The 26,153-nt window shown below is 50.8% G+C and carries 25 protein-coding genes; 7 read left to right on the forward strand and 18 right to left on the reverse strand.

Going from position 1 to position 26,153, the window contains the following annotated elements:
* Positions 1-496: 496 nt before the first annotated feature.
* Positions 497-2,071, forward strand: a complete 1,575-nt coding sequence (locus tag A1332_RS19940; RefSeq protein ID WP_064010179.1) for a peptide chain release factor 3 — start codon at positions 497-499, stop codon at positions 2,069-2,071.
* Positions 2,072-2,345: 274 nt separating this feature from the next.
* Positions 2,346-3,293 carry a histone deacetylase family protein gene (locus A1332_RS19945; RefSeq protein ID WP_064010180.1) on the forward strand — a complete coding sequence of 316 codons (948 nt, stop codon included), beginning with the start codon at positions 2,346-2,348 and terminating at the stop codon, positions 3,291-3,293.
* A gap of 27 nt (positions 3,294-3,320) precedes the next feature.
* Here the strand turns inward: A1332_RS19945 and A1332_RS19950 are convergent, their stop codons facing one another.
* Positions 3,321-3,800 carry a cytochrome P460 family protein gene (locus A1332_RS19950; RefSeq protein WP_064010181.1) on the reverse strand — a complete coding sequence of 160 codons (480 nt, stop codon included), beginning with the start codon at positions 3,798-3,800 and terminating at the stop codon, positions 3,321-3,323.
* 240 nt (positions 3,801-4,040) lie between these two features.
* Here A1332_RS19950 and A1332_RS19955 point away from each other — a divergent pair, with 240 nt between their 5' ends.
* Positions 4,041-6,116 carry a carbon starvation CstA family protein gene (locus A1332_RS19955; protein WP_064010209.1) on the forward strand — a complete coding sequence of 692 codons (2,076 nt, stop codon included), beginning with the start codon at positions 4,041-4,043 and terminating at the stop codon, positions 6,114-6,116.
* A 65-nt stretch (positions 6,117-6,181) separates the two neighbouring features.
* On the opposite strand, the gene A1332_RS19960 is transcribed toward A1332_RS19955, so the two are convergent.
* On the reverse strand, positions 6,182-6,910 hold the full coding sequence (locus A1332_RS19960) for a hypothetical protein (RefSeq protein ID WP_064010182.1): 729 nt from the start codon (positions 6,908-6,910) through the stop codon (positions 6,182-6,184).
* 206 nt (positions 6,911-7,116) lie between these two features.
* On the opposite strand from A1332_RS19960, the gene A1332_RS19965 reads away from it, so the two are divergent.
* Positions 7,117-8,121: a hypothetical protein gene (locus A1332_RS19965; RefSeq protein ID WP_064010183.1), complete on the forward strand. Its 1,005-nt coding sequence runs from the start codon at positions 7,117-7,119 to the stop codon at positions 8,119-8,121.
* A 207-nt stretch (positions 8,122-8,328) separates the two neighbouring features.
* On the opposite strand, the gene hemN is transcribed toward A1332_RS19965, so the two are convergent.
* Genes hemN through ccmA form a run of 10 tightly spaced genes read right to left on the reverse strand, consistent with a single transcriptional unit; the run spans position 8,329 to position 16,488 of the window.
* Positions 8,329-9,708, reverse strand: a complete 1,380-nt coding sequence (gene hemN / locus A1332_RS19970; protein WP_064010184.1) for an oxygen-independent coproporphyrinogen III oxidase — start codon at positions 9,706-9,708, stop codon at positions 8,329-8,331.
* Entirely contained in the window at positions 9,708-10,916 is a 1,209-nt protein-coding gene (gene ccmI, locus A1332_RS19975; RefSeq protein WP_064010185.1) for a c-type cytochrome biogenesis protein CcmI, read from the reverse strand. Before ccmI ends, hemN begins: the two co-directional genes overlap by 1 nt.
* Complete coding sequence (locus tag A1332_RS19980; protein WP_064010186.1) at positions 10,913-11,368, reverse strand: cytochrome c-type biogenesis protein; 456 nt, start codon at positions 11,366-11,368, stop codon at positions 10,913-10,915. Before A1332_RS19980 ends, ccmI begins: the two co-directional genes overlap by 4 nt.
* Complete coding sequence (locus A1332_RS19985) at positions 11,365-11,895, reverse strand: DsbE family thiol:disulfide interchange protein (RefSeq protein ID WP_064010187.1); 531 nt, start codon at positions 11,893-11,895, stop codon at positions 11,365-11,367. Before A1332_RS19985 ends, A1332_RS19980 begins: the two co-directional genes overlap by 4 nt.
* The gene (locus A1332_RS19990) at positions 11,895-13,838 is read right to left on the reverse strand and encodes a heme lyase CcmF/NrfE family subunit (RefSeq protein WP_064010188.1); all 1,944 of its coding nucleotides are present in this window, start codon (positions 13,836-13,838) and stop codon (positions 11,895-11,897) included. Before A1332_RS19990 ends, A1332_RS19985 begins: the two co-directional genes overlap by 1 nt.
* The gene (gene ccmE / locus A1332_RS19995; protein WP_064010189.1) at positions 13,835-14,269 is read right to left on the reverse strand and encodes a cytochrome c maturation protein CcmE; all 435 of its coding nucleotides are present in this window, start codon (positions 14,267-14,269) and stop codon (positions 13,835-13,837) included. The genes A1332_RS19990 and ccmE overlap by 4 nt, the downstream gene beginning before the upstream one ends.
* Positions 14,266-14,433, reverse strand: coding sequence for a heme exporter protein CcmD (gene ccmD / locus A1332_RS20000; RefSeq protein ID WP_064010190.1), 168 nt, complete (start codon positions 14,431-14,433; stop codon positions 14,266-14,268). The genes ccmE and ccmD overlap by 4 nt, the downstream gene beginning before the upstream one ends.
* The gene (locus tag A1332_RS20005) at positions 14,430-15,191 is read right to left on the reverse strand and encodes a heme ABC transporter permease (RefSeq protein WP_064010191.1); all 762 of its coding nucleotides are present in this window, start codon (positions 15,189-15,191) and stop codon (positions 14,430-14,432) included. Before A1332_RS20005 ends, ccmD begins: the two co-directional genes overlap by 4 nt.
* Positions 15,191-15,856, reverse strand: a complete 666-nt coding sequence (ccmB, locus tag A1332_RS20010) for a heme exporter protein CcmB (protein WP_419866002.1) — start codon at positions 15,854-15,856, stop codon at positions 15,191-15,193. The genes A1332_RS20005 and ccmB overlap by 1 nt, the downstream gene beginning before the upstream one ends.
* Positions 15,856-16,488: a cytochrome c biogenesis heme-transporting ATPase CcmA gene (ccmA, locus tag A1332_RS20015; protein ID WP_064010193.1), complete on the reverse strand. Its 633-nt coding sequence runs from the start codon at positions 16,486-16,488 to the stop codon at positions 15,856-15,858. Before ccmA ends, ccmB begins: the two co-directional genes overlap by 1 nt.
* A 145-nt stretch (positions 16,489-16,633) precedes the next feature.
* Here ccmA and purE point away from each other — a divergent pair, with 145 nt between their 5' ends.
* The 3 genes from purE (at position 16,634) to ftsH (ending at position 20,139) form a co-directional block, all read left to right on the forward strand.
* The gene (gene purE / locus A1332_RS20020; RefSeq protein ID WP_064010194.1) at positions 16,634-17,131 is read left to right on the forward strand and encodes a 5-(carboxyamino)imidazole ribonucleotide mutase; all 498 of its coding nucleotides are present in this window, start codon (positions 16,634-16,636) and stop codon (positions 17,129-17,131) included.
* On the forward strand, positions 17,128-18,222 hold the full coding sequence (locus A1332_RS20025; RefSeq protein WP_064010195.1) for a 5-(carboxyamino)imidazole ribonucleotide synthase: 1,095 nt from the start codon (positions 17,128-17,130) through the stop codon (positions 18,220-18,222). Before purE ends, A1332_RS20025 begins: the two co-directional genes overlap by 4 nt.
* 72 nt (positions 18,223-18,294) lie before the next feature.
* Entirely contained in the window at positions 18,295-20,139 is a 1,845-nt protein-coding gene (gene ftsH / locus A1332_RS20030) for an ATP-dependent zinc metalloprotease FtsH (RefSeq protein WP_064010210.1), read from the forward strand.
* 37 nt (positions 20,140-20,176) lie between these two features.
* Here the strand turns inward: ftsH and A1332_RS20035 are convergent, their stop codons facing one another.
* The 6 genes from A1332_RS20035 to aroA form a co-directional block, all read right to left on the reverse strand.
* The gene (locus A1332_RS20035) at positions 20,177-20,905 is read right to left on the reverse strand and encodes an esterase family protein (protein WP_064010196.1); all 729 of its coding nucleotides are present in this window, start codon (positions 20,903-20,905) and stop codon (positions 20,177-20,179) included.
* A 3-nt stretch (positions 20,906-20,908) separates the two neighbouring features.
* On the reverse strand, positions 20,909-21,868 hold the full coding sequence (locus A1332_RS20040; RefSeq protein WP_082879796.1) for an acetylxylan esterase: 960 nt from the start codon (positions 21,866-21,868) through the stop codon (positions 20,909-20,911).
* Between the two features lie 171 nt (positions 21,869-22,039).
* On the reverse strand, positions 22,040-22,345 hold the full coding sequence (locus A1332_RS20045; protein WP_033193988.1) for an integration host factor subunit beta: 306 nt from the start codon (positions 22,343-22,345) through the stop codon (positions 22,040-22,042).
* Positions 22,346-22,411: 66 nt separating this feature from the next.
* Positions 22,412-24,073, reverse strand: coding sequence for a 30S ribosomal protein S1 (rpsA, locus tag A1332_RS20050; protein WP_020481456.1), 1,662 nt, complete (start codon positions 24,071-24,073; stop codon positions 22,412-22,414).
* Positions 24,074-24,169: 96 nt separating this feature from the next.
* Positions 24,170-24,826 (reverse strand): (d)CMP kinase, encoded by a 657-nt coding sequence (gene cmk, locus A1332_RS20055; protein ID WP_064010198.1) that lies wholly within the window; start codon positions 24,824-24,826, stop codon positions 24,170-24,172.
* Between the two features lies 1 nt (position 24,827).
* Positions 24,828-26,144, reverse strand: a complete 1,317-nt coding sequence (aroA, locus tag A1332_RS20060) for a 3-phosphoshikimate 1-carboxyvinyltransferase (protein ID WP_064010199.1) — start codon at positions 26,142-26,144, stop codon at positions 24,828-24,830.
* Between the last annotated feature and the right edge of the window lie 9 nt (positions 26,145-26,153).

Genomic DNA, 26,153 nt, shown 5'->3' on the forward strand with positions numbered 1-26,153 from the left:
TTCCTATCCTTCCGGGCAACTCGACTTTTCGGCTGCTTGGGTGGTGGCCCAGGACATCAAAGATAAAAAAGTTCAGATTTCGACATGCCCACATTGTCGATTCTGGGTTTTATTGAATGCGAGAGAAGAGCAGCTTACTGAACGCTGTGAAGTTTGCAAATCACGGATTTGAGTAATTTTTTTATAGTAAAGAAATATACAGGTGAGTGATGATTGGAAAACAATTCCTGACCATCTCTGATTTAACACATAGATACCAGGTCAGTAAAAGAACGATCTACCGCTGGATGAAACTGGAAAATAACCCGTTCCCGCAACCAAAGATCAATCAGGTGGGGACAACCTGCCTATGGGATCCGGATGAAATTGAGGCATGGGAGAGTAGAGCCAGCAAGACGGCCTAGTGACAAATTGAGATATAATGCGACAAGACACGAAAGGATATGTACTTTGCAAATTTAGTACAAATTGACAATAAATCCAGATTCATACCTCAATGGAACTCACTGAATTCAAGCGACGACGCACTTTTGCAATCATCTCCCACCCCGACGCGGGTAAAACCACCATTACCGAAAAACTTCTGCTGTTCGGCGGTGCGATTCAATTGGCGGGTTCGGTAAAAGGCCGGAAAGCGGCGCGTCACGCCACCTCCGACTGGATGGAAATGGAAAAAGAGCGGGGGATTTCCGTAACCACTTCTGTAATGCAGTTTGAGCATAACGATTGCATCATCAATTTGCTGGACACCCCTGGCCACGAAGACTTTTCCGAAGATACTTACCGCACCTTGACAGCCGTTGACTCGGCGCTGATGGTCATCGACGTGGCTAAAGGTGTTGAGGATAGGACCATCAAATTGATGGAAGTGTGTAGGCTGCGGGATACGCCGATCCTGACCTTCATCAACAAGCTGGATCGCGAAGGCCGCGAGCCGATCGAACTGCTCGACGAAGTCGAAAGCGTACTAAAAATCCAATGCACACCAATGACCTGGCCGATTGGTATGGGCAAGCGTTTTAAAGGGGTTTATCAGCTGTATAAAGACGAGATTTTGCTGTTCAGTCCGCACCACGGTGGCCGTATCGCCAAAGCCGAGGTCATCAAAGGTCTGAACAATCCCAAACTCGACGAACTGCTGGGTTATCAGGCGGAAGAATTGCGCGACGAGATCGAGCTGGTCAAAGGCGCCAGTCATGAATTCGATCACGCTAAATATTTAGCTGGTGAACAAACCCCGGTGTTTTTCGGTTCGGCGATCAATAATTTCGGCATCATCGAATTGCTGGACGCCTTCGCGGAATATGCGCCTGGGCCGCGTTCGCGCCAAGCAGAGCAACGCGAAGTCATGCCCGATGAAGAAAAATTCACCGGCTTTGTGTTTAAAATCCAAGCCAATATGGACCCGGCGCACCGCGACCGCGTAGCCTTTTTGAGAATCTGTTCCGGTAAATTCGATAAAGGCATGAAGGTCAATCATGTGCGCATCGGTAAAAATATCCAGGTCGCCAACGCCATTACCTTTCAAGCCGACAGCCGTAAAAACGTCGAGGAAGCTTATCCCGGCGACATCATAGGCTTGCATAACCACGGCACTATTCAAGTCGGCGACACCTTTACGCAGGGCGAAGCCTTAAAATTTGGCGGCATCCCCTACTTTGCGCCGGAGCTGTTTCGCCGCGTGGTGTTGAAAGATCCGCTGCGCGCTAAAGCCCTGCAAAAAGGTTTAATTCAATTGACCGAAGAAGGCGCTACCCAGCTGTTCCGACCACTGAAAAACAACGATTTGATACTCGGCGCGGTGGGTATTCTGCAGTTTGACGTTACTGCCCATCGCCTAAAAAATGAATATAACGTCGAATGCGCTTACGATGTTTCGCCAATCAATACTGTGCGCTGGGTCAGCGCGAAAAATCCGGCCAAGCTGGAAGAGTTTAAAAACAAGGCGTTCGAAAATCTTGCCGAAGATGGCGGCGGCTATTTGGTCTATCTGGCCAGCAGCCGGGTTAATTTGCAATTAACCGAAGAACGCTGGCCGGATATAAGCTTTAGTCAGACCAGAGAGCTTTGATAGCACATTCAAAAGCCAATCTTTTAAGTCGACACATACGGAATCGCTTAGGCTAAGCGATTCCTAAAAAGCTTTTTCGCAGCCGATACAATCCCCCGCAGCCGTTGATTGCCAACGAAAAACCCTGCGCCGCTATACGCTAGCGTAAAAACACACCTCAATAACAGTTCGCTAAACACTTAATATTTATAGAAATATTTACGCAAGGGATATACACTGCCCCAGAAGATCCGATAAAGATACGACTTTAAGCAACATCCGCAGGAGTAAGCTTATGCGCACACTTTACTATAGTCACCCGGATTTTTTGGGCCACGACACCGGCGTCGCCCATCCGGAGAGCATCGACCGGCTCCATGTGATCGAACAAGCATTGTCGGCACCCAAATTTGCACAATTGCAACGAATCGCCGCCGATATTCCCACCGACATCCAAGACAAGATTGGCTTGATACACAGCAAAGCCATGATTACGAAAGTACTAACAACGATCCCTGAAGAAGGTTACGCAAATTTTGACGCGGATACCGTGGTATCGCCCGGTTCCAAGCAAGCGGCTCTGCGAGCGGTGGCCGCAGTGTGCGATGCGGTCGATAGGATTTGCACCGGCCAAAATGCTAGGGCCTTTTGTGCCACCCGCCCTCCCGGCCATCATGCCATGCCGGATTATGCGATGGGCTTTTGCCTATTCAACAATATCGCCATTGCCGCCGAATATGCCCGCAGCCGCTACGGCTTAACCCGGATTGCCATTGTGGATTTTGACGTGCACCACGGCAACGGCACCCAAGCGGCTTTTTGCGAACAGCCGCAAGTGCTATATGCCTCCAGCCATCAATGGCCGCATTACCCCGGCAGCGGTCATCCCTCGGAATGCGGTGTCGGGAACATTATCAACGTTCCCCTCCCCACCGGCAGCGCTGGCGATGTGTTTCGGGACAAATATCGCCAGTCCATTTTGCCGGCCGTGAAAACATTTAATCCGGAACTGATTTTAATCTCCGCCGGTTTCGACGCCCATCGGGACGATCCCTTGGCCTCAATCGGTCTTGTAGAAGATGATTATCGCTGGATTACCGATGAATTGATTAGCATCGCCGATGCCTGCTGCCAAGGCCGAATCATTTCAGCATTGGAAGGCGGCTACAATTTAAGCGCGTTGGCTAACAGCGTTGCCGCGCATGTCGGCAGCTTGATGGGGAGCCCAACTAGAGGCGAATGAACCGCCTCCCGTCTCAAAAAACTGCGTTTATTGTAGATTAGGCAGGGTATAAACGTAGTCGCTGTCTTTCATGGGTAAATGACAAGCAAAGCACGGTGCGGACTTTTCCTGGTCCAGCATTTTTAAGGTTTTACCTTCCCAAATGCCGAAGCCCCAACCACCGGTTTCCGCGTATTTCTTACTGTCTTTCACCATCGCTTCAGCGGCGGTGAATTCGCCCGGTACGGTTGCTTGTTCCCAGTTGGGATGTTTTCTTTCCGCCCATTTGATTTTGGCGATGATGCTGCCGTCCGGCCAAGGTTTTACTTTACCTGCACGAGCGGCATTGATAGCCACATGGTTGCCGACGATAGCCCGTATGCTGTTTTTGTCGTGGCGCAAGGATACGCCCAGCAAACGCCAGTCGCGGTAGTCGCCATGTTCCAGCTTTGTTTCTGCGTAGGCCATGTTAAACGGCGTTAAAACGGCAACGGCCAAGCATAAGCTGCTGAAAAAAGTTTTGTTCATCTTCTCGTCCTCCTTTATCTGTAATGGATACCAAGCCTTAATTATACGCCGGCAAGTTGCGACTAACGCGTGTTCAATCAAGCTGAATAAAACTACGCAATGACGATGGCGAATTAGCGGCAAAATCGGCCAAAGCAGCGGGTTTCCAAGCTAATCCGCCAACAGCAATTGACACTGACATGCTACCATTTTGCGAACTTTATCACGCAATACACCGATTACTTTCGAAAGGAATTCGCCATGTCCGGCACCAATAAACAATTACCGTCCATTTTTTTCTGGGCTTGTGTCGCCCTGACCGGTGCCTTCGCCGTCGGCGGCATTGCCTTACAGCGCGGTGAAAGCATTAATAGTATGTGGCTGATCGTCGCGGCGATTTGTATTTACGCGCTGGGCTATAGGTTTTACAGCGCCTTTGTCGCCAGCAAAGTGTTGGTATTGGAGCCCAGCCGCGCCACACCTGCCGAACGTTTCGACGATGGCCGCGACTTTATGCCCACCCACAAATGGGTGGTGTTTGGCCACCATTTCGCGGCAATTGCTGGCCCCGGCCCTTTGATCGGGCCTACACTAGCTGCCCAATTCGGCTATTTGCCGGGTACCTTGTGGATTTTGATTGGGGCCGTTTTAGGCGGCTGCGTACAAGATTTCGTCACGCTGTTTTTTTCAATTCGCCGCGACGGCCGTTCCTTGGGACAAATGGCCAAGGACGAATTAGGGGCGATCGGCGGCACCGCAGCCATGGTAGGCGTGATGATGATTATGGTGATCCTGATCGCGGTACTGGGCCTGGTGGTGGTCAATGCGATGAAACACAGCCCATGGGCGACCTCCACCGTGGCCGCAACGATTCCGATAGCCATACTGATGGGTTGCTATCTACACCACTTGCGGCCGGGCCGAGTTTTGGAAGCCACTTTAATCGGCGTATCCCTGCTAATTTTTGCGGTCCTGGGCGGCGGCTGGATCGATGATAACCCGACCATCCGGAGCTGGTTCGATTACGACGCCCCGCAACTAGCATTAATGGTGATTTTGTATGGTTTCGCGGCGGCGGTATTGCCGGTCTGGCTTTTGCTTGCACCGAGGGATTATTTATCCACGTTCATGAAACTGGGCACCATCGCCGCGCTGGCGATTGCGATAGTAGTGCTGCGCCCGGAATTGAAAATGCCTGCCCTCACCCAGTTCATCGATGGCACAGGACCGATCTTCGGCGGCAAACTGTTTCCGTTTGTATTTATCACCATCGCTTGCGGCGCGATTTCCGGCTTTCATGCCCTGATTTCCTCCGGCACCACGCCCAAATTGCTGGCTAATGAGCAGGATGCTCGCTTCATCGGCTACGGTGCGATGATGATGGAATCTTTCGTCGCGATTATGGCGATGATCGCCGCCTCGGTACTGGAGCCAGGCGTATATTTCGCGATCAACAGTCCGGCCGGCATCGTCGGCAAGGAAGCGGTCGATGCGGTTGCCAAGATCAGTGGCTGGGGCTTCCCGGTGAGCGTAGAGCAGATGCAAACCCTGGCCAAAACGATGGGCGAATCGACGCTGTTCGCCCGTACCGGCGGCGCGCCTTCATTGGCGGTGGGCATGGCCAGCCTGTTCGCCCAAGTGTTCGGCGAGCACCTACTGGCAGCTTGGTATCACTTCGCGATCATGTTCGAGGCTTTATTTATTTTGACCACCCTCGACGCCGGCACCCGCGTCGCCCGTTTCATGCTGCAAGACATGCTGGGCAATGTGGGTCTGGCTAAATCCAACAGCTATCCCAGCATTTTGTTAACCAGCGGTTTGGTGGTGGGTGCTTGGGGCTATTTTCTGTACATGGGCACGATAGACCCATTAGGCGGCATCAACAGCCTGTGGCCCTTATTCGGCATCGCCAACCAAATGCTGGCGGCGATTGCCTTGTGCGTGGGCACTACGATATTGGTGAAGTCGGATAAGCTTAAATACGTTTGGGTCACCGCATTGCCATTGGCCTGGTTAATTATCGTCACCAGCACCGCCGCCTGGGAAAAGCTGTTTGCCGCCGACTTACGGGTAGGATTTCTGTCTCACGCCGCCGATTTATCCGCCAAACTCGCCAACGGCGCACTACCGGCCGAACAAATCAAAGCTGCTCCGCATCTGATCTTCAACGACTATTTGAATGCCGGCTTGACCAGCCTGTTCATGCTGATCACCTGGCTATTGCTGGCGGATACCTTGCGGGTCATATATTGCATCCTCGCAGGCAAAAGCTACCCGGAATCCAGCGAGTCGGCGCATATGCCTAGCCGCTTGGTGGAGGAATGGGTGAGGGATTAAAGAAAGAAAAATGCCGTCCAATCCGTTGCTATGTAAGGAATAGACGGCATGCGTTATACCCATATTCAGCAAGAAGAATTTGCGGCAGCTTTTAAATCGTTCTTTGCATGTTGTAACCAACGCTTATCGACGATCCAGTTCTTATAATCCTGACGCCATCTACCATAATAACGTTTTGCAATAGCCTTGACGATGGCATTAACTTTTGGATTATAGGCAACTACCTTTATGGCCAAGTCACCAAAGGGTAACTCCCTGAGAGAAACCCAAATACCATCGATCGTTATAATTTCTTCGGCATAACTTTCGATTTTATCGATTAAAATCTCATGGCTAACCAACCATTTTTTAATCTCGACATCATTGATAATCGCTTCCTGTACATCCCGAGGATTGAAATTTTCCTGGTGAAACTCTCGCAGATCGATTTCTAGCGTCCAGATTCCAAGATCATTTAATTTGCCCTGTTTTTCATAGCCAACGAATGAGCTATAAGCAACCTCGATTATTACCGGTGTATTCGCAGAATAGCCAATCAAATCGGGTATTACTCCTCCTAATGGCTTTTCAAGATCAATATTATCTAATATTAACCAACTTGGTTTCAGACCGTTTAAGTTCAGGGGATGCGATGCATCGTGGTATTTGACAAACGGGACAAGAAGACCACCTGACTCTTGAATAACCCGTTTGGCGAACTGATGTAAAACAGTTTCATGATTTACCACGCAGGCAATCTTGTTAGATTCATGGGCAAAATGATGCTCCCGCTCGTCGCCTTTTTTAGCAACCATCCGCTCCCCGCAAACTATGCAGCTACAATTACAATTGAGTCCACGTTCTGTTTCGGATATGTGAGTAATACGATTTGCTTGATCTACTGCGAACTGAGTACTCATAGTTACCTACCTGTTAAGTGAGTTAAAGGAGACTTCAGTTTCATGATTTTTATTTTATTGCAACAGATACAAACACCCGTTGACCGGGTCCGCGAGGGCCTATGCAACTGGTAATTCAATGCCTTAGTGAATGGTTGAGAGACAACCCTAGCGATACAAAAGCCCATCGCATTTTGTCTGCAATGGCTAAAGAGTCATTAATCAGACAAAGTGACACTGAGGTTATTCGGTATTTGGAGTCGCTAGATATTACAGAGGCATTAAACGAAAAAATGCGTAACGTTAGCGAAGCAACTGAATGGATCGATTGGAATCGGACAGTATTACGCTATTGGAAGTCCAGAGAAAACCAGATTATTGAGTTTGCGCGGAAATGTGGACTGGATACTTATCCATATCCAGAAAGAATCAGCTCACTTGGCGGCCCAGACAAAACTAACTACGTTATAAAAACAAAACCAATACCAAATATTGACGATGATACAAGCAATCAAAATAAAGAACCCGATAAATCCAAGTTATCTGATTTCGATTCAAATATTATCGTTTATGAAATAGCCGAAAATGGTGACGTCGAACCCGCCTGGATAGTAAAATGGCTACTAAGAAATGGGCAAATACGCCTATCGAGTCGGCGAATGTTAATATTAATCACATTTTTGCTACTAATTGGAGGTATTGCAGTAATTATAGCTTTACTGGATTGGATTATTTTGACAATACCAAAACCAATCACAACAAGGGAATTAACTGCATTCCTCAGTGTTTTTCTTATCCCCTATAGCGCCTGGCTGTTTGTCATCAAACCGTGGTTCGATTTATTCGATCGGCGGATTGTAAAAGCATCCGAATTACTAGTATCCATGAATGAGAAATCCGCGCAAATTGAGTTATTCCGCGATGGTGATTTAAGAATGATTCGATTGGTTCGTTATACCGCACCGTGCCCAATTTGCGGTTCGACCATTCATCTCGATAAAGGCGAACCTGATTATCTGCACCGCTTAGTCGGGCGATGCTACGAAAGCCCCATGGAGCACGTCTTTAGTTTTGACCGGGTAACCCGACGCGGTATAACGTTGAGAGGTTCGGAGTTAAAACTGTAACTTCGACTGTTACGCAATTGGACATGAAAAATTTAATCCTCATCCTGCACCACCACTGTCCAAATCAGCTTCAGCGTCAACTCGGTTTTTAAATCGTCGTCGAGGTGGTCGTAGCCCGAAGATGCGGTAAACAACATGCACCACATCGTTCACGATTGGTGCAGTTCGTTAACTCGCCACACCGCTCTCAATAGAAATCCACCTCGCTCAGATAACCTTGGAAAACTGCTGCTGTTTCTGCGCCAGATATTTGTCGAACACCATGCAGATGTTACGGATCAGCAAGCGCCCGGCGGAAGACACTTTGATGCTATCGGCAGTCAGTTCCAGTAAGCCGTCTTCCTTCATCAGACGCAAACTTTCCAATTCGGCCGCGAAATATTCGGCAAAATCGATATTGAATTCTGACTGGATTTTGCCGAAGCTTAGCTCGAAGTGGCAAATCAACTGGGTAATCACCGCTCGGCGTAACTTGTCGTCTTCATCCAAGTCCACACCGCGATACACCGGTAATTTACCTTGCGAAATCGCCGCGTCGTATTCGTCCAGTTCCTTGTAATTTTGCATGTAGGCATCGCCAACCCGACCGATCGAGGTGACGCCCAAGCCGACCAGGTCGCAATCGGAATGGGTGGAATAACCCTGGAAATTGCGGTAAAGCTTGCCTTCGCGTTGCGCCACGGCCAGTTCGTCGTCCGGTTTGGCGAAATGATCCATGCCGATGTACACGTAACCGGCGTCGGTCAGTTTCTTGCCGACCATCTGCAGGATTTCCAGTTTCACAGCCGCTGTCGGCAGATCGCTGTCGTTGATTTGCCGCTGTGTCTTGAAGCGGCTGGGCATATGCGCATAGTTAAAGATCGAAAAGCGATCCGGCGCGTAGGCCAGCACTTGTTCCAACGTGGTAGCGAAGCTTTGTTCGGTTTGCAGGGGCAAGCCGTAGATCAGATCGATATTGGTGGAACGAAAACCTTCCTTACGCGCAGCTTCCAAAACCGCGAAGGTTTGTTCCTTGCTTTGCAGGCGGTTGACGGCTTTTTGCACATCCGGATCGAAATCCTGCAAGCCTAAACTGATGCGGTTAAAGCCCAACTCGCGCAATTGGGCGATGGTCAAATCGTTGGTTTCGCGCGGATCCACTTCGATGGAATATTCGCCGCTGTCGTCGTCGCGCAAATTGAAATGCTGACGGGTAGTATCCATCAACTGCTTCATTTGCTCGTAACTTAAAAACGTCGGCGTGCCGCCGCCCCAATGCAATTGATTGACCGGGCGGCTGTTGTCAAACAACTTGCCCTGAATCGCGATTTCCTTGCAGAGGTTTTCCAGATAGGGTACGGCGTGCGCGCGATTTTTGGTGACTATCTTGTTGCAGGCGCAATAAAAACACACCGTGTCGCAGAACGGGATATGAAAATACAGCGACAGCGGCCCGCCGGCGGCATTTGATTTTTCAATGTGTTGCAAATACTCGGCCTCGCCGAAGCCTTCGTGTAATTCCAGTGCGGTGGGATACGAGGTATAGCGCGGGCCGGACTTGTCGTAGCGCTTGATCAAGTCCAGGTCGAATTTGATTGATTGATCCATTACTGCACTTCTTGATTGATGGTAATGCTGACGCTGGGATTAGCCGATACCGAATCCAGCTGCGCCGCACCGATCAAATCGCCGGGTTGCGGCATCGCGTTACCGGTTTTGGAAATGCGCGCGACGATACGCAGTTGCTTGAAATCGGCCAGATGGGTTTGCGGCTGCATCGCTACGCTGTCGTTCAGTATGACACTGGCCGGCAAATCGGCTACCTGCTTACGAACAATAGCCAGCGGCATTTTCGGACCGTTCACTGCCTGCGCATAGATAAACACGGTATGTTGCGGTTGGACTTTGGTTTTGAGCGCCGCATCCAACTCGACTTTGACAGTAATATCCACAGCCGCCGCAGACGATGCCGCCGCTTGCGGTTTTTGCTGCTCCGCTTCGGCCATTTGAATCATTTTCTGGACTTGTTGCTGGCTTTCGTTATCAGCGGGCAGCAAGCCGGAGAGTTTTTTCCAGTAGCTGATGGCCTCCGCAAAATCCCCAGCTTCGGCCTTGGCCATCCCGGCCAGCCACAAGGCGGTATGATCTTCCGGCAGCAACTTTAACGCTTGAAACACCAGTTCAGCCGGTTCGCCAGCCATTTGCCCGTTACGTGCCATCGCCAAGGCATCGGCGTAGTGCAGCATCACGGCTGGATCGTTGGGTTTACGTTTGTTCAATTCGGCGAAGACATCGGCAGCGTTTTGGTATTGCTGCATGTAGACATACGAGCGGCCTAGCATCAACCAGCCTTCCAGATCATCGGGCTGTTGTTTGAGTCGCTCAATTAACTTGGCGACCATGTTTGCCACATTGTCGGCCGCTTTTTGATTGGTAGCCACTAACTCGGCCTTAGCCAATGCCTGCGGTTCACCTAACATGCCATACAAAAACAGGCTGATGAGCGGCAAGCCCAGCGCGATGATCGGCACGACCCAACGCCCGGTTTTAGCGTTTGCGGTTAATGCAATAGGTCCTTCCAAGTCATCCAGCAAGGTTAACTGCAACTCGCGATATTGAGCCTCGTACTGTTCTTGCGACAATACCCCATTCTGCAATTGCAGTTTAAGCTCAGCCAGTTGTTGACGGGCAATCGCGGTGTTGCGTTGTTCGCCATCGGCAGCGCGCAACGGAGTGCGGTTAAACAAAGGCGGCAATAGCACCAGCAGAGCCAGCGCTATTAATACGGCTATCACTAGCCAAAACTCAAGATTCACGCGTCGTCACCTTTGTCCAGAATACTGTCGAGCTTGGCCTGCTGCTCCTTGCTTAATGGCTCGTCAATCACAGCCGTCTTGCTGCGTAGAACCCAAACCGTCGCCAAACCAATCACTAGGAACAGCACTGGTCCCAGCCAAAGCAGCATGGTTTTCAGTTTCAGGGCCGGCTTGTACATGACGAAATCGCCGTAGCGGTCGGTCATAAAATCAACGATGTATTGGCGGGATTTACCTTGTTGTAGCATTTCATAAACCTGGCGGCGCAAGTCCTTAGCCAGATCGGCGTTGGAATCGGCGATGGTTTGATTTTGGCAAACCAGGCAGCGTAGCTCGGAAATCAGGGTTTGATAGGCCTGTTCCTGCTCGGGTTGCTTGAAATCGCGGTATTCAATGTCGGCACGAGCTTGATATACCAGCAGCGATAAAATCACGGCGTAAAGAAATTTCATACGTTTTCCGCTTCCAATTGTTGAATCCACGGCAGAAAGATTTTTTCCAGATCGCCAGGCTGCACGGGCCCGGTATGTTTGTAACGCACGACGCCGCGTTTATCGATGACAAAGGTTTCCGGCACCCCGTAAACGCCGTAATCAATTCCGGTACGGCCGTCTGCATCCATCACGCTGACGTTGTAAGGATTGCCGTGTTTACTCAGCCAGGCGTTAGCAGCCTGCGCTTCGTCTTTATAGTTTAAACCCACCAGCAACACCTTGTTTTGCTTGGCTAGCTCGATCAATAAGGGGTGTTCTTCTCGGCAGGATACGCACCAGGACGCCCAAACATTCAGCAGCCAGACTTTGCCTTTGAAATCGGCCTGGCTCAGGCGCTGCTCCGGCGTGGCCAGAATCGGCAGGTTAAAAGCCGGCGCCGGTTTATCGATCAGCGGCGAGGGAATTTCACGAGGATTGAGTTTTAAGCCGATCGCCAAAAAAATCGCCAAGGCGATGAACAAGAAAAGCGGTAACAGATACTTCATTAACTTTGTGAAAGAGGTTTGTTAAGCAAACGATAGCGGCGGTCGCTGGCGGCAATCAGGCCACCCAAGGCCATAAACACCCCGCCCGTCCAGATCCAGCGGATGAAGGCTTTGTAGTAGACCCGCAAACTCCAAGCGCCTTGTTTATCTAAAGGCTCGCCCAGGGCCACGAACAAATCGCGGAATACGCCGGCATCGATTGCGGCCTCGGTCATCGGCATGGTTTGCACCCGATACACGCGTTTTTGCGGCGACAATTCGGCGACGGTTTCGCCGTTGTGGCTGACCGTTAAATAGGCTTGCTCGGCGCGGTAGTTAGGACCCTCGGTACTTTTTACGCCATGAAACTGAAACACGTAACCAAACAAATCCAGGGTTTCTTCCGGCGCCAAGCGCACGTCGCGTTCGATGCTATACACCGAGGTAAAGGTAATGCCGATCACAAACACCGCGATACCAAAGTGCGCTAAGGTCATGCCGTAGAAACCGGCCGGAATTTGTTGCAAGCGTTGCCAGGACCAGCTTTGCAGGCGTTGTTTGAAAGCCATGCCGGTAATCGCCAGCGTCCATAACGCCAAGCCGGTACCCAAGGCGGCGCCCCAGGAATAAAACGGCATCAGTAGTGGCGTCAACAGGGCTAAGCCCACACAAGCGGCAATCAGCCGACGTACACGCAAGCCTAAAGCCTTTAGATCGTCGCTCTTCCAGCCCATCAACACGCCCAGGCCGACCACCAAAGCTAATGGCGCCATCAACGGAATGAACACGGCGTTGAAGTACGGCGGGCCAACCGACAGTTTGCCCAAGCCCAACGCATCGACCACCAGCGGATACAAAGTACCCAGCAAGATGCTGGCGGCGGTGACTACCAAAAGCACATTGTTGACCAGTAATACCGATTCTTTGGAGACCAATTCAAAGCGGGCGTGACTTTTCACCTGCGGGGCGCGAATTGCGTACAGCAGCAGTGAACCGCCGACCACCACGGCCAGGAAGATCAGGATAAATAAGCCGCGCGCCGGATCGCTGGCAAAGGCGTGAACAGAAGTCAACACCCCGGAACGCACCAGAAAGGTGCCCAGCAAGCTCAAGGAAAACGCAAAAATTGCCAGCAGCACGGTCCAGGTTTTGAACACCCCGCGCTTTTCAGTAGCAGCCAGTGAGTGAATCAATGCGGTGCCGACCAGCCAAGGCATGAAGGATGCGTTTTCCACAGGGTCCCAAAACCACCAACCGCCCCAACCGAGTTCGTAATAAGCCCACCAACTCCCCAGGGTGATACCCAGCGTTAAAAACATCCAGGCGATATTGGTCCAGGGCCGCGACCAGCGCGCCCAGGCGGCGTCTAAACGCCCTTCCAGCAAGGCGGCTATGGAAAACGCGAACGCCACCGAAAAGCCGACATACCCCATGTACAGCATCGGCGGATGGATGGCCAAGCCGGGATCTTGCAATAGGGGATTGAGGTCGCGACCTTCCATAGGTGCCGGAAACAAACGGTCAAACGGGTTTGAAGTCAGTAATAAGAACAGGATGAAGCCGATACTGACCAAGCCCATCACACCCAATACCCGCGCCCGAGTAGCATCCGGAATATGCGTGCTAAAGGCGGCAACCAAGCCGGTCCAGATCGATAAGGTCAGTGCCCAAAGTAACAAGGACCCTTCATGTGCACCCCATACCCCGGAAATCAGGTAGATCAGCGGTAAGGCGGTATTGGAGTTTTGCGCTACATAAGCTACCGAGAAATCGTGGCTGATAAAGCTGCTGGTTAAGCAGGCGTATGACAAAACCATGAATAACAGCTGACCAAATGCAGCGGGTTTAGCGACATGCACCCAACCTGTGATGGATTTGGCCGCACCAAAGATCGGCAAAGTGCCTTGCACCAGTGCCATGCACAAGGCTAGGATTAACGCAAAGTGGCCTATTTCCGGGATCATGGCTGCGCCGCCGGTTTTTTCAGGCTGCCGGCTACTTCGGGCGGCATGTAGTTCTCGTCATGTTTGGCGAGCACTTCCTCGGCAACGAACACACCGCGACTATCCAGCGCACCCTTGGCGACGATACCCTGCCCTTCCCTGAACAAATCCGGCAAGATGCCTGAATATTCCACCGTCACTTCCTTTTCGAAATCGCTGAGTTTAAAGCGCACCAATAAATCGGCGTTGGGGCGTTCCACACTGCCTTTCACCACCATCCCACCCAAGCGAAATACCGCGTTGGTCGGCGCTTTGCCGGCGGCCACATCGCTGGTGGAAAAAAAATACATCAGGTTTTCGTTGAAGGCTTTTAAAGCAAAGGTCGCCGCCAAGCCCAGACCAGCCAACATCAGGATGATCAGAAACAAGCGTTGTTTTCGTATCGGTTTCATCGAGCTTGTGACCGTTTTTGTTTGATAGTGAGCTCACGCAGCAACTGCTTGCGTTGCAGGACCGGCAATACAATATTAACGACCAACACCAAGGCCGTCACACCATAAGCCGGCCACACGTAGATGGCGTAACCGCCCATGTATAAAAAGCTTTCCCAGCTCATGCTTGTTTCTCCAACAGCGCTTTCACCCATTGCGAGCTAGTTTCGCGCTTCAGTAATTCCAGTTTGGCGGCCTGCAATACCGCAATCAGATAATAGAACTTGAATGCTACTGCCATCAGTAACAAGGGCACCAACATGCTGACGTGTATAGACGGTTTATCCATTTTGCTGACGGTAGGCCCTTGATGCAGGGTGTTCCACCATTGCACCGAGTAATGGATGATCGGAATGTTCACCACCCCTACCAGCGCCAAAATCGACACCGCTCTTGCCGCCGCCCGTTTTTCTTCGATGGCGCCGTACAAACTGATCACACCCATATACAGAAACAACAAGATCAATTCCGAAGTTAAGCGCGCATCCCACACCCACCATGTGCCCCACATGGGCTTGCCCCACAAGGAGCCGGTCACCAGCGCGACGAAGGTAAATCCGGCGCCAATCGGCGCACTGCTGATCAACATCACCTCGGCCAGTTTCATGCGCCAAATCAACGCGATCCCGCCCATCACTGCCATCAGCACGTAAATAAACAAAGACATCCAGGCGGCCGGCACGTGGATGTATATGATCCGGTAACTATCGCCCTGCTGATAATCGGTAGGCGCCAGATACAGACCGCCATAGAGACCGGCACCGAGCAACACTAGAAAAATGACCGTTAGCCAAGGGATGAAACGATCCGCCAATGCATAAAAATACGGCGGCGACGACGTACGATGAAAAAACCGGCTAACCGGCGCAGGGATCCAAGACATCAATTCACACTCATTTTTAACGCGGCCGCTGTTGGCAACGGCACCAATACCAGTGCCGACAGCAACATAGCCAATAAAATATTTAGTTGGGCGTTGACCGGCAAACCGCTGGCTGCCCTGTCCACAGCGCCGCTGGCGAAAATTAAAACCGGCACATACAAAGGCAATACCAATAAGGACAACAACATGCCGCCCCTGCGTAATCCGACCGTGAGGGCCACCCCGATGGCGCCAATCAAGCTGAGCAAGGGCGTAGCTAAGATCAATGTCAGCCATAAAGTTCCCATGGCCTGCTCAGGCAAACCCAAAAACACCGCCAGCAACGGCGCCACCAGCAACAAGGGCAAGCCTGTTACCAGCCAATGAGCGATGATTTTGCCCAGTACCAATATCGATAAGGCATGCGGACTGAGCAGCATTTGCTCCAGCGAGCCGTCCTCAAAATCGCTGCGAAACAAACCATCCAAGGATAATAAAGCCGCTAATAAGGCCGACACCCAAATCACTCCAGGCGCCATCGCCCGCAATAAATTGGGTTGCGCGCCTACGGCCAATGGAAACAAAGCCACCACCAGCACGAAAAAAAATAGCGGATTGGCCATTTCGGCGCGGCGCCGAAACGCCAGCAATAAATCACGGCGAATGATCGCCCAAAAAGCCTGAATTATTGGCATGCTTGCAGATGAATGCGTTTCAGATTGAGATCGGCCATGCTTAGATCGTGATGAGAGGTCAACACCGCCATACCGCCTTGGGCAATGTGTTCGGCCATCAGCGATTCTATCAATTTGATGCCTTGTCTATCCAGCGAGGTGAACGGTTCATCGAGTATCCACAGCAAGTTATGCGTAATCAGCAAGCGAGCCAGCGATAGGCGCCGCTTTTGTCCGGCCGACAGGGTATGCACGGGATTGTCGTCGAATCCGGCTAATTGCACTTTATCCAACGCTTGTTCGATGTCGTATTTGCCCGCGCTCCCCAGCGCCATTGCAAACTTTAGATTTTCCAACACAGTCAGTTCCTTTTTTGTGCCGTCAGCATGACCGACATAAGCCATGTCGTTGTAATAGCTACTCTCGGCGATTTTGCTGCCGCACCAATAAATCTCGCCGGCGTCGGCTTCTCTAAAGCCGCACAGAATACGCAATAGCGAGGTTTTGCCGCTGCCGTTGGCTCCTTCCAGCAATAACACTTCTCCGGGGTACAACGTAAAACTCAAATCAGAAAACAACAAGCGCTCATCGCGAAAACACGATAATTCACTGGCTTGCAGCGAAGCGTGTTGCGAGTTTTCCATTCATCCATCCTTAGGTTGACACATTACAAGGGGCGCTATCTTATCATTAAGCCCGGCATAGTTCGCAATTTGCCGACAGAGAAAATCTCCCCATTTATGCGATAATCGAGCCGTTTTGATTTATCGCAAATACCGGAGATTTTGCATGACCGCATTGATAGGCATCATCATGGGTTCCACATCCGATTGGGAAACCATGCAACATGCAGCGCAAACCCTAGAACATCTTGATATTCCGCATGAAGTGGAAGTGGTTTCGGCCCATCGCACTCCAGACAAGTTGTTTAAGTATGCGGAAACCGCGGAAGGCAAAGGTTTGGAAGTCATTATCGCTGGCGCCGGCGGTGCCGCGCATTTACCGGGCATGACAGCCGCGAAAACCGCGCTGCCGGTATTGGGTGTGCCTGTGCAATCCAAAGCGTTGAACGGTATGGATTCTCTATTATCCATCGTACAAATGCCGGCCGGCATTCCGGTGGGCACTCTGGCTATCGGCAAGGCCGGCGCTATCAATGCCGCACTGCTGGCCGCCGCGATTATCAGCAATAAACATCCGCAATACCGCCCTGCTCTCGATGCTTATCGTCAACAACAAACCGACAGCGTAATCGCCACCCCCGACCCAAGACAGGTGACCGGATGAAAATTGGCATTTTAGGTGGCGGTCAGCTCGCCAGAATGATTGCGTTGGCTGGTTACCCGCTGGGGTTGAAATTCATCGTGCTCGATCCCGACGTCAACGCTGGCGCTGCCGGCTTGAGTGAACATTTGCTGGGCGCTTACGACGATCCGGATTTACTGGCATCACTAGCCGAAAAAGCCGACATCGTGACTTACGAATTCGAAAACGTGCCCGCCCATGTGGCCGAGTTTTTATCTAGCCACACCCAAGTTTATCCGCCGGCAGGCGCACTGGCTGTTGCGCAAGATCGCTTATTGGAAAAGAATTTTTTCAAAGATTTAGGCATTCGCACTGCGCCCTTTGCGCCTGTCAACACTTTAGAGGACTTGCAGCAAGCTATGCCGGTAATCGGCTACCCCGCCATTCTAAAAAGCCGGCGCATGGGGTATGACGGCAAGGGCCAAGTAGTTCTAAAATCGGTAGATAAACTGGAATCAGCCTGGGACAGCATGCAGGGCGCAGCGTCTATTGTCGAAGGCTTTGTGCCGTTTCAGCGCGAAGTATCCATCATCGCCGCGCGCAGCCTCTCCGGCGAGATTGCTTACTATCCGCTATCGGAAAATCAACATCGCGGCGGGATTCTGCGCGTTGCCGAATGTTGTGCTAACGATTCCGAACAAGCCATTGCCGAAAACTACGTCAGTTTATTGCTGGAAAAATTGGATTACGTCGGCGTGATTGCGCTGGAATTGTTTGATCTGAACGGCGAACTACTGGCCAATGAATTCGCGCCGCGCGTGCATAACTCCGGCCACTGGACCATAGAAGGCTCGGAAACCAGTCAATTTGAAAATCACTTGCGGGCTATTCTGGATTTACCGCTAGGCTCCACAAAGCCACGCGGTTACGCCGGCATGGTGAATTTTATCGGCGGTCTGGCCGACGACGCGGCACTGCTAAATATTCCAAACGCGCATTTGCACCTGTATGACAAAGCTCCGCGCAAGGGCCGAAAAGTGGCACATGCCACGGTCAGAGCCGATTCTGAAACCACCTACCGGGAAGCGTTGCAGCAATTGGCTGATCTGGCTTTGGCTGTCGACGAATCATGATCTCTTAGCTTGAATCAGGGCGGTTTTGGCATGCAAACCCAAACCGCTCCGCAGAACATAGAGGCCACAACCATGAAAAAAATTTTGTTCTTGTTGTTCATATTGGCCGGCATCGCGATCGCGGCGTTTGTAATTTTTAATCCGGCTCCTCCGGTCTATAAATCTCAGGGCGATATTCCGTATTCCGACTTCATCCAGGATGTACGCGGCAAAATGGTTGCCGAAGTCGTGATCGACGGCAGAGCCATCGATGGTCTGAGGCATAACGGCACACGTTTTACCGCATACAGCCCTGGCGATGTGACGGTGATAGAAGATCTATTGCAGAATGGGGTGAAGATCGTCGTGCAAAGACCGTTGACGCAATCGACGTTTATGCAGGTATTTTACTCCTGGGCGCCGACCTTCTTGCTAATTGGCGTATTGATTTATTTCATGCGCAAACAACTGCTTGGCGCCGGCGCGCAAAGCAATTTCGGCAAAAGTCGGGCCAAGCTGATGACGGAGAATCAGGTAAAGGTTCGTTTTAACGACGTTGCCGGCGTCGAGGAAGCCAAGCAGGATGTCGCCGAATTAGTCGATTTTCTGAAAGCGCCGGGCAAATACGAAGCCTTGGGCGGCAAAATCCCCAGAGGAGTGCTGATGGTTGGCCCTCCCGGCACCGGTAAGACCTTACTGGCACGCGCGATTGCCGGCGAAGCCGGTGTGCCGTTTTTCTCGATCTCCGGTTCCGACTTCGTGGAAATGTTTGTCGGGGTCGGCGCGTCCAGGGTGCGCGATCTGTTCGCACAAGCCAAAAAACACGCGCCATGTATCATTTTCATTGACGAAATCGATGCCGTTGGCCGACAGCGCAGCCCGGGCAATATGGGCGGTACCGAAGAGCGCGAGCAAACCCTGAATCAACTATTAGTCGAAATGGACGGCTTTAGCGGCAACGAAGGCATCATCGTCATCGCCGCGACCAACCGCATAGACGTGCTGGATAAAGCCTTGTTACGCCCCGGCCGATTCGACCGGCAAGTGCAAGTCAGCCTGCCGGACATCAAAGGCCGCGAGCAAATTCTCAGAGTTCATTCCAGCCGCGTACCTTTAGCCGATGACGTCAACCTCAACGATCTGGCGCGCGGCACGCCGGGTTTTTCCGGCGCCGAATTAGCTAATCTGATCAACGAAGGCGCCTTGTTCGCCGCCCGCAATAATCAGCGGGAAATCACGATGAACGATCTGGATAAGGCCCGCGACAAAACCATTATGGGCGCGGAAAAACGCACGATGATCATGAGCCGCGAAGACCTGTTGATGACTGCCTACCACGAAGCCGGCCACGCCATCGTCGGCCGCCTGGTGCCGGAGCATGACCCGGTTTACAAAGTCAGCATCATGCCGCGCGGCGGCGCTTTAGGCATTACGATGTTCCTGCCTGAACGCGATGAATACAGCGCCAGTAAGGACAAATTGGAAGGCCAAATCTCCAGTTTGTTTGGCGGCAGGGCCGCGGAAGCGCTGGTTTACGGTAAGAATAAAGTCACCACCGGCGCAAGCAACGATATTCAACGCGCGACACAATTAGCCCGTAATATGGTCACCAAATGGGGATTATCGGACAACCTCGGTCCGTTGGATTATGGCGATAACGAAGGCAGTTATCTGGGGCCGCAAGCCAAACCGATGTCGGAACACATGGCACGCTTAATCGACCGGGAAATCAGGTTAATTGTGGACAACAATTATCTAAGGGCCGAAACCCTGTTAAAGGAAAATATCGATATTCTGCATAATATGGCACAAGCCTTATTGGACTGGGAAACCCTGGATAAACATCAGATCGACGAATTGATGCAAGGCAAAACCATTGCGCCGCCTGCGCTTGATGAAAAACAATCTCTGGACGCTGGAAACACACCAGCGCAGTAGAGCAGGGATTTATTTTCAACGAGCATAATCGGGACTGTCAGATGTACAGAGGGGCCATTCTGCGCCAATAATGGCCTTGATGCGCGCGCCCTTCCCATTCATACAAGGCATGTCGAATACCCTTGGCAGCTAATATGTGACTTAACTCATGATTGTTCTGTAAAAACGGATCTTCCTTACCAATAACCAAAGTAATTTCCATTTGCTGCAAATGTTTTAATTGGGCTTCGCAATTCAGATTGGGTAGAAAGTGGGTTGGCGTATGATAGTAAACATGATCGTCGTAATAACCGTCGAACAGGTTTTTGAAACACTCCACTTCCAGCGTCAAATCGAAACGACCGGAAAATGCCACTAATTTTTTAAATAAATGCGGATGCCGGAAGGCGATATTGGCGGCATGATAACCGCCCAAACTACAGCCGTGAGCGATGATGCACGGGTGCGGATTTTTCAAGGCCATGAACGGCATGATTTCGTTCAATATGTAGTCTTCGAAAAACATGTGCCGCTGAATACGGTCTTTCGGCCGCCGCCAAAAACAGTAAAAAGTTTCGTGATCGATACTGTCAACACAGTACAACTGTATGTGTCCCGCTTCGATTTTATTGCGTAACCGTTCGACAATACCCAGGTTCTCGTATTCGTAAAAACGGCCGTCACGCGTTGGAAAAATCAGTACTTTGGCCCCGGCATGACCGAAAACCAGGAACTCCATGTCGCGGCCCAAGCGCGGACTGTACCAGTGATGATATTCGCGATTCATAATCTAAAGCGACGATTCTCCGAAAAAATGTTGCAGCTCCGCAATCAATTGCCGCTCTTGATCGTGCTGACGGGGGTAATCGAAATGTCCAGCATCCAAGATAAATAACAGCTTATCCGCTGCCCAAGCGTTGTATATAGCAAACTGTCCAGGCGGCGCTACGACCGGATCGAATAAGGCAACCGCAGCATGCAACGGCTGTATTGCATAACGCGCAGAAACAGCGGCATCATAATAGGCTAATGTGTCAAACACATTATGATGGTTTTGACTATAGGCTTTCAACGCTGCGGCACTGCCGCTGGTGGGCAAGCTTAAACGCAAGGGCTGATTGCCAAAGGTGGGAACGTTCAAGTGTACTCGCTTAATTCTTGCGTCCCATGGTGCGGCCAAAGCGCCGATACCACCACCGAAACTAATGCCCATATAGCCGATCTTATTCGCGATTGCAGGATAACGCTCGCCTAGAACGGTCACAGCCAGCCATAAATCTTCTACGCACCCGCCAATCACGTAATGATTAGGATCGTCGATGCCCTGCACGACATGTTGATTCGGTTGGTCCGGCAAGCGCTCGCAGCGGCTGCGAGATATGCCGCGAAAGCAAGGAAAAAGTAAGGCGGCGCCAGGTATGCTGAGATGAAAATCCGGTTGTTCTCTGCCACCATAACCATGACCGACCACTATGCTTCGAGTAATTGGCTGTGCATCCGGCTCAAGCAGCCAGCCGGCTATACGAAAACCATCAGTAGACTGATAGCTTATGTCGTAGACCCGGTAGCCAGCGCGCAGGCATTGGTAATTCAGGGAAAACTGTGGAGAAACCGTTAAGGTTTTTTGATATTTATCTCGCCAAAACCGACTAAAATCGGCAGGCTCTTGTGGCGCCGGAACGCTTAACAAATCGTCAAGACTGTAACCATAGCCAGGATCATAGCTGTAATAATGATCGAATAAGCTCACTGGCATCCGGCCTGATTAAATTCTGCCTAGGTCCTTTATTGGGAGCCTAATTCGCAATAGGGCAATAATTTTAAAGTGGCGGACACTGCCGCCACGAGAAAGTCATCTAAAGTACAACGCTATTCCCATATTGGGCAGCTTGCATTGGTATTGTTAGTTCAAAAGCTATCGTCAATCGACGATTTTGAATTTTTCCCTGGAAGCATCAACCATATCCCGCAATTCCTTTCCCGGTTTAAAATGCGGCACGTGCTTCTCTGTTAAGGACACTGAATCGCCGGTCTTGGGGTTACGTCCCAGTCGTGCTGAACGATGGTGTAGTGAAAAACTGCCAAAACCTCTGATTTCTATCCTATCGCCACTTGCCAACGTATCGCTCAAGTGGTCAACAACGCATCTGACTGCCAATTCAACATCTTTAAGCGCGAGATGAGGCTGCTTTCGTGCCAGCATCTCTATCAATTCTGATTTTGTCACATCCAGCCCTGAATAATCAAAAAAGGGTGACATGACCCAGTCATGTCACCCTTGGAGATGGTTTTACTACTTGTCCATTTGTTTAAAGATATCGCCTAATGTGGCTGTGCCAGCATTTTGTGACGAGTAATCTTTAATGGCATTAGACTCTTCTTCGACATCTTTCGCTTTGATAGACAAAGAAATAGATTTAGTCTTTTTGTCAACACCGACAAACTTAGCTTCGATTTCTTCGCCTTCTTTCAACAAAGTACGCGCATCTTCGACGCGGTCACGTTGAATTTCAGAAGCGCGCAAATAGCCTTCGACATTATCGGCCAAAGTTACGATAGCACCTTTAGCATCGATTTCTTTGATGACGCCTTTAACTAAGCTGCCTTTTTCATGCACAGCAATGTAGTTTTGGAAAGGGTCTTGCTCTAACTGTTTGATACCCAGAGAGATACGTTCCCGCTCGGAATCCACAGCCAAGATGACGGTTTCGACTTCGTCGCCTTTTTTGTAGTTGCGAATGGCTTCTTCGTCGTTTTCATTCCAGGAAATGTCGGACATATGCACCAAACCGTCAATACCGCCATCCAGGCCGATAAAGATACCGAAATCGGTAATCGATTTGATTTTGCCGGAGATTTTGTCGCCTTTGTTGTGTGTAGCGGCAAACTCATCCCAAGGGTTGGAGCGGCATTGTTTCATGCCCAGTGAAATACGACGGCGTTCTTCGTCGATTTCCAAAACCATGACTTCAACTTCATCGCCCAGTTGCACAACTTTGGATGGGTTGACGTTTTTGTTGGTCCAGTCCATTTCGGAAACGTGCACCAAGCCTTCAACGCCTTCTTCGATTTCCACGAAGCAACCGTAGTCGGTCAGGTTGTTGACTTTACCGAACACGCGAGTGCCGGCTGGGTAACGACGGGCGATGTTTTGCCATGGATCTTCATCCATTTGTTTCATGCCCAACGAGACGCGAGTTTTGTCTTTGTCGAATTTCAGGACTTTAACTTTAACTTCCTGACCAATTTCTACACACTCGGATGGGTGACGTACACGGCGCCATGCCATATCGGTAATGTGCAACAAGCCGTCGACGCCGCCCAAATCGATAAACGCACCGTAGTCGGTGAGGTTTTTAACGATACCGGTAACGATCGCGCCGTCTTGCAGAGTTTTAACCAACTCTTCGCGTTCTGCGCTGTATTCGCTTTCGACGACCGCACGGCGTGATAACACGACGTTGTTACGTTTTTGGTCGATTTTGATGACTTTAAATTCCAGGTCGCGATTTTCCAGGAAAGCGGTATCGCGGATAGGACGAACGTCAACCAGAGAGCCTGGCAAGAAGGCGCGTAATGCACCAACTGCAACGGTGAAACCGCCACGTACTTTGCCGTTGATACGGCCGACGATGGTTTCTTGCGTTTCAAAGGCTTTTTCCAGTTCTGCCCAAGCTTTACTTTTCTTGGCTTTATCACGGGAAAGAAGAGTGGCACCCAGGCCATCTTCGAATAAATCGAGAGCAACCTCAATTTCGTCGCCTACATTGACCTCAAGGTCGCCGTCGGCATTCAGAAATTGCCATTTAGGAATGACCCCTTCTGATTTGGCTTGTGTGCTGACGATAACAAATTCGTTTTCGATATCAACAACTGTACCAATTAGCATTGCGCCAGGACGCATTTCGGTCTTGGCATAACTCTCTTCAAACAACTCTGCAAAGCTTTCGCCCATCTCTTCTTTCCCAAACTTGCTAAGACTCAAGCAAGCTTTCTCTTCTCTGAAATTAAAATAAAGTCACCGATAATAATTCGGTAACCGCCATTAGTCCTAATCGACTAAATTTACTACCTGATCAATCACTTGCTGAATAGTCAAACAGGATGAATCGATATAATGCGCACCTTCCGGCACAGTGAGCGGAGCCGCAGCTCGCTGCTGATCGCGACAATCGCGTTCTTCTATTTCCCGAGTGATTTGTGGAAGGTTAGCATCAATCCCCTTTTCAATCAACTGTTTATATCGCCTAAGCGCCCTTTCCTCGGCGCTCGCGGTTAAATAAACCTTGATTTTGGCATCTTGAAACACCACGCTACCCATATCTCGCCCGTCGGCAACCAAGCCCGGAAGTCTTTGAAAATCCTTTTGTTTTTGCAATAACACCGCCCTCACCTGCGGATACGCGGCGATGATAGACGCGGTATTGCCGGTGGTTTCTGTGCCAAGCTGGCTCGTGATGTCGCTGCCGTCTAGCTTAACGACCAACTCCTCGCCGCAATCGAATTCTAACGACATAGCTTCAGCGACTCGGCAAATGGCAGCTATATCAGACAAATCCAAGCCTGATTTTAAAACAGCCACCGCTAATGATCGGTATATGGATCCACTATCCAGATAATGCCAGCCAAGAAGTTTTGCAACAGCGCGGCTCACTGTACCTTTGCCGGCGCCACTAGGGCCGTCTATCGTCAGTACCGGTACTCGCATATTAAAAGCTCGTCAGAGCTAAACCTAGATGGGTGGCCAAAGCACGGAACTCGGGGAACGAGGTATTCACGTTCGCACAATCCCTGATAGTGATCGGGCCGTTAGCACGCAAGCCGGCAATCGAAAACGACATCGCAATTCGGTGATCGCCATGCGACTCGACTTCACCACTACCGATATGTCCACCGCCGTTTATCACCATGCCGTCCTTGGTTGGTTGTGCATCGACACCGAGGATTTGTAAACCATCGGCCATCACTTGGATTCGATCAGATTCCTTTACTCGTAACTCTTCAGCGCCAGTCAAAACGGTTTGACCTTCCGCGCAAGCTGCGGCCACGAACAATACCGGAAACTCATCAATAGCCAGCGGCACAAGATGTTCTGGAATATTGATGCCTTTTAAGGAAGCAGAACGTACGCGCAAATCAGCAACTGGCTCACCGCCCACTTCCCGCTCGTTCAACACTTCGATATTGGCCCCCATCAGACGCAAAATATCGATTACACCGGTGCGCGTCGGATTGATACCAACATGACGCAAAGTCACATCGGAATCCGGGGCGATACTAGCACCGACTAAAAAGAATGCCGCCGAAGAAATATCGCTGGGCACATCAATACGCGCAGCAGTTAGCTTGCCTTGATTGCTGATACGGGCGGTACTACCTTCGCGTTGCACCGGATAGCCAAAGCCATTCAACATGCGCTCGGTATGGTCGCGAGTCGGCGCAGGTTCGGTGACGCTGGTTTCGCCTTCCGCATACATACCCGCCAGCAATAAACAGGATTTGACCTGGGCGCTGGCGATGGGCATATCGTAATGAATGCCCTGTAATTTGCCGGCCTTGCCTTTGATATGCAGCGGCGCCGTGCCATTTTCCTGCGTAATAATCTCGGCACCCATCTGCGCCAATGGTACGGTGACCCGTTTCATCGGCCGCGATTCCAGCGATTTGTCGCCGGTCAAAACCGTATCGAAAGGCTGACCGGCCAACAAACCGCTCAGCAGTCTCATTGAGGTGCCGGAATTACCCAAATACAAAGGTTTTGCCGGTGCCTTCAAACCGTGCTTGCCAACGCCGTGTATCGTCACTTCACCGTTGACCGGACCTTCAATCTCCACACCCATGGCCCGAAAAGCTTCCAGGGTCGAAATAGCATCTTCCGCATTCAAAAAACCGGTGACATGCGTGACGCCTTCCGCCAAAGAGCCCAGCATAATGGAACGGTGCGACATGGATTTATCGCCTGGCACACGGATTTCGCCGCGCAAGCTACCGCCAGGCTGCACTTGAAAAGTAATGGTTTGTGACATGTTAATCTT

Origin of the sequence: Methylomonas methanica, assembly GCF_001644035.1 — a bacterium.
In the GTDB taxonomy this organism is placed as follows: Bacteria; Pseudomonadota; Gammaproteobacteria; order Methylococcales; family Methylomonadaceae; genus Methylomonas; species Methylomonas methanica_A.

Coding starts and splice junctions, on each gene's coding strand:
- ftsH (WP_064010210.1), top strand. CDS start 18,295: ATGAAAAAAATTTTGTTCTTGTTGTTCATATTGGCCGGCATCGCGATC.
- ccmA (WP_064010193.1), bottom strand. CDS start 16,488: ATGGAAAACTCGCAACACGCTTCGCTGCAAGCCAGTGAATTATCGTGT.
- purE (WP_064010194.1), top strand. CDS start 16,634: ATGACCGCATTGATAGGCATCATCATGGGTTCCACATCCGATTGGGAA.
- A1332_RS19965 (WP_064010183.1), top strand. CDS start 7,117: ATGCAACTGGTAATTCAATGCCTTAGTGAATGGTTGAGAGACAACCCT.
- A1332_RS19945 (WP_064010180.1), top strand. CDS start 2,346: ATGCGCACACTTTACTATAGTCACCCGGATTTTTTGGGCCACGACACC.
- aroA (WP_064010199.1), bottom strand. CDS start 26,144: ATGTCACAAACCATTACTTTTCAAGTGCAGCCTGGCGGTAGCTTGCGC.
- rpsA (WP_020481456.1), bottom strand. CDS start 24,073: ATGGGCGAAAGCTTTGCAGAGTTGTTTGAAGAGAGTTATGCCAAGACC.
- A1332_RS20025 (WP_064010195.1), top strand. CDS start 17,128: ATGAAAATTGGCATTTTAGGTGGCGGTCAGCTCGCCAGAATGATTGCG.
- hemN (WP_064010184.1), bottom strand. CDS start 9,708: ATGGATCAATCAATCAAATTCGACCTGGACTTGATCAAGCGCTACGAC.
- A1332_RS19940 (WP_064010179.1), top strand. CDS start 497: ATGGAACTCACTGAATTCAAGCGACGACGCACTTTTGCAATCATCTCC.
- cmk (WP_064010198.1), bottom strand. CDS start 24,826: ATGCGAGTACCGGTACTGACGATAGACGGCCCTAGTGGCGCCGGCAAA.
- A1332_RS19985 (WP_064010187.1), bottom strand. CDS start 11,895: ATGAAGTATCTGTTACCGCTTTTCTTGTTCATCGCCTTGGCGATTTTT.
- ccmE (WP_064010189.1), bottom strand. CDS start 14,269: ATGAAACCGATACGAAAACAACGCTTGTTTCTGATCATCCTGATGTTG.
- A1332_RS19960 (WP_064010182.1), bottom strand. CDS start 6,910: ATGGTTGCTAAAAAAGGCGACGAGCGGGAGCATCATTTTGCCCATGAA.
- A1332_RS19980 (WP_064010186.1), bottom strand. CDS start 11,368: ATGAAATTTCTTTACGCCGTGATTTTATCGCTGCTGGTATATCAAGCT.
- A1332_RS19990 (WP_064010188.1), bottom strand. CDS start 13,838: ATGATCCCGGAAATAGGCCACTTTGCGTTAATCCTAGCCTTGTGCATG.
- A1332_RS20005 (WP_064010191.1), bottom strand. CDS start 15,191: ATGTCTTGGATCCCTGCGCCGGTTAGCCGGTTTTTTCATCGTACGTCG.
- A1332_RS19955 (WP_064010209.1), top strand. CDS start 4,041: ATGTCCGGCACCAATAAACAATTACCGTCCATTTTTTTCTGGGCTTGT.
- A1332_RS20035 (WP_064010196.1), bottom strand. CDS start 20,905: ATGAATCGCGAATATCATCACTGGTACAGTCCGCGCTTGGGCCGCGAC.
- A1332_RS19950 (WP_064010181.1), bottom strand. CDS start 3,800: ATGAACAAAACTTTTTTCAGCAGCTTATGCTTGGCCGTTGCCGTTTTA.
- ccmD (WP_064010190.1), bottom strand. CDS start 14,433: ATGAGCTGGGAAAGCTTTTTATACATGGGCGGTTACGCCATCTACGTG.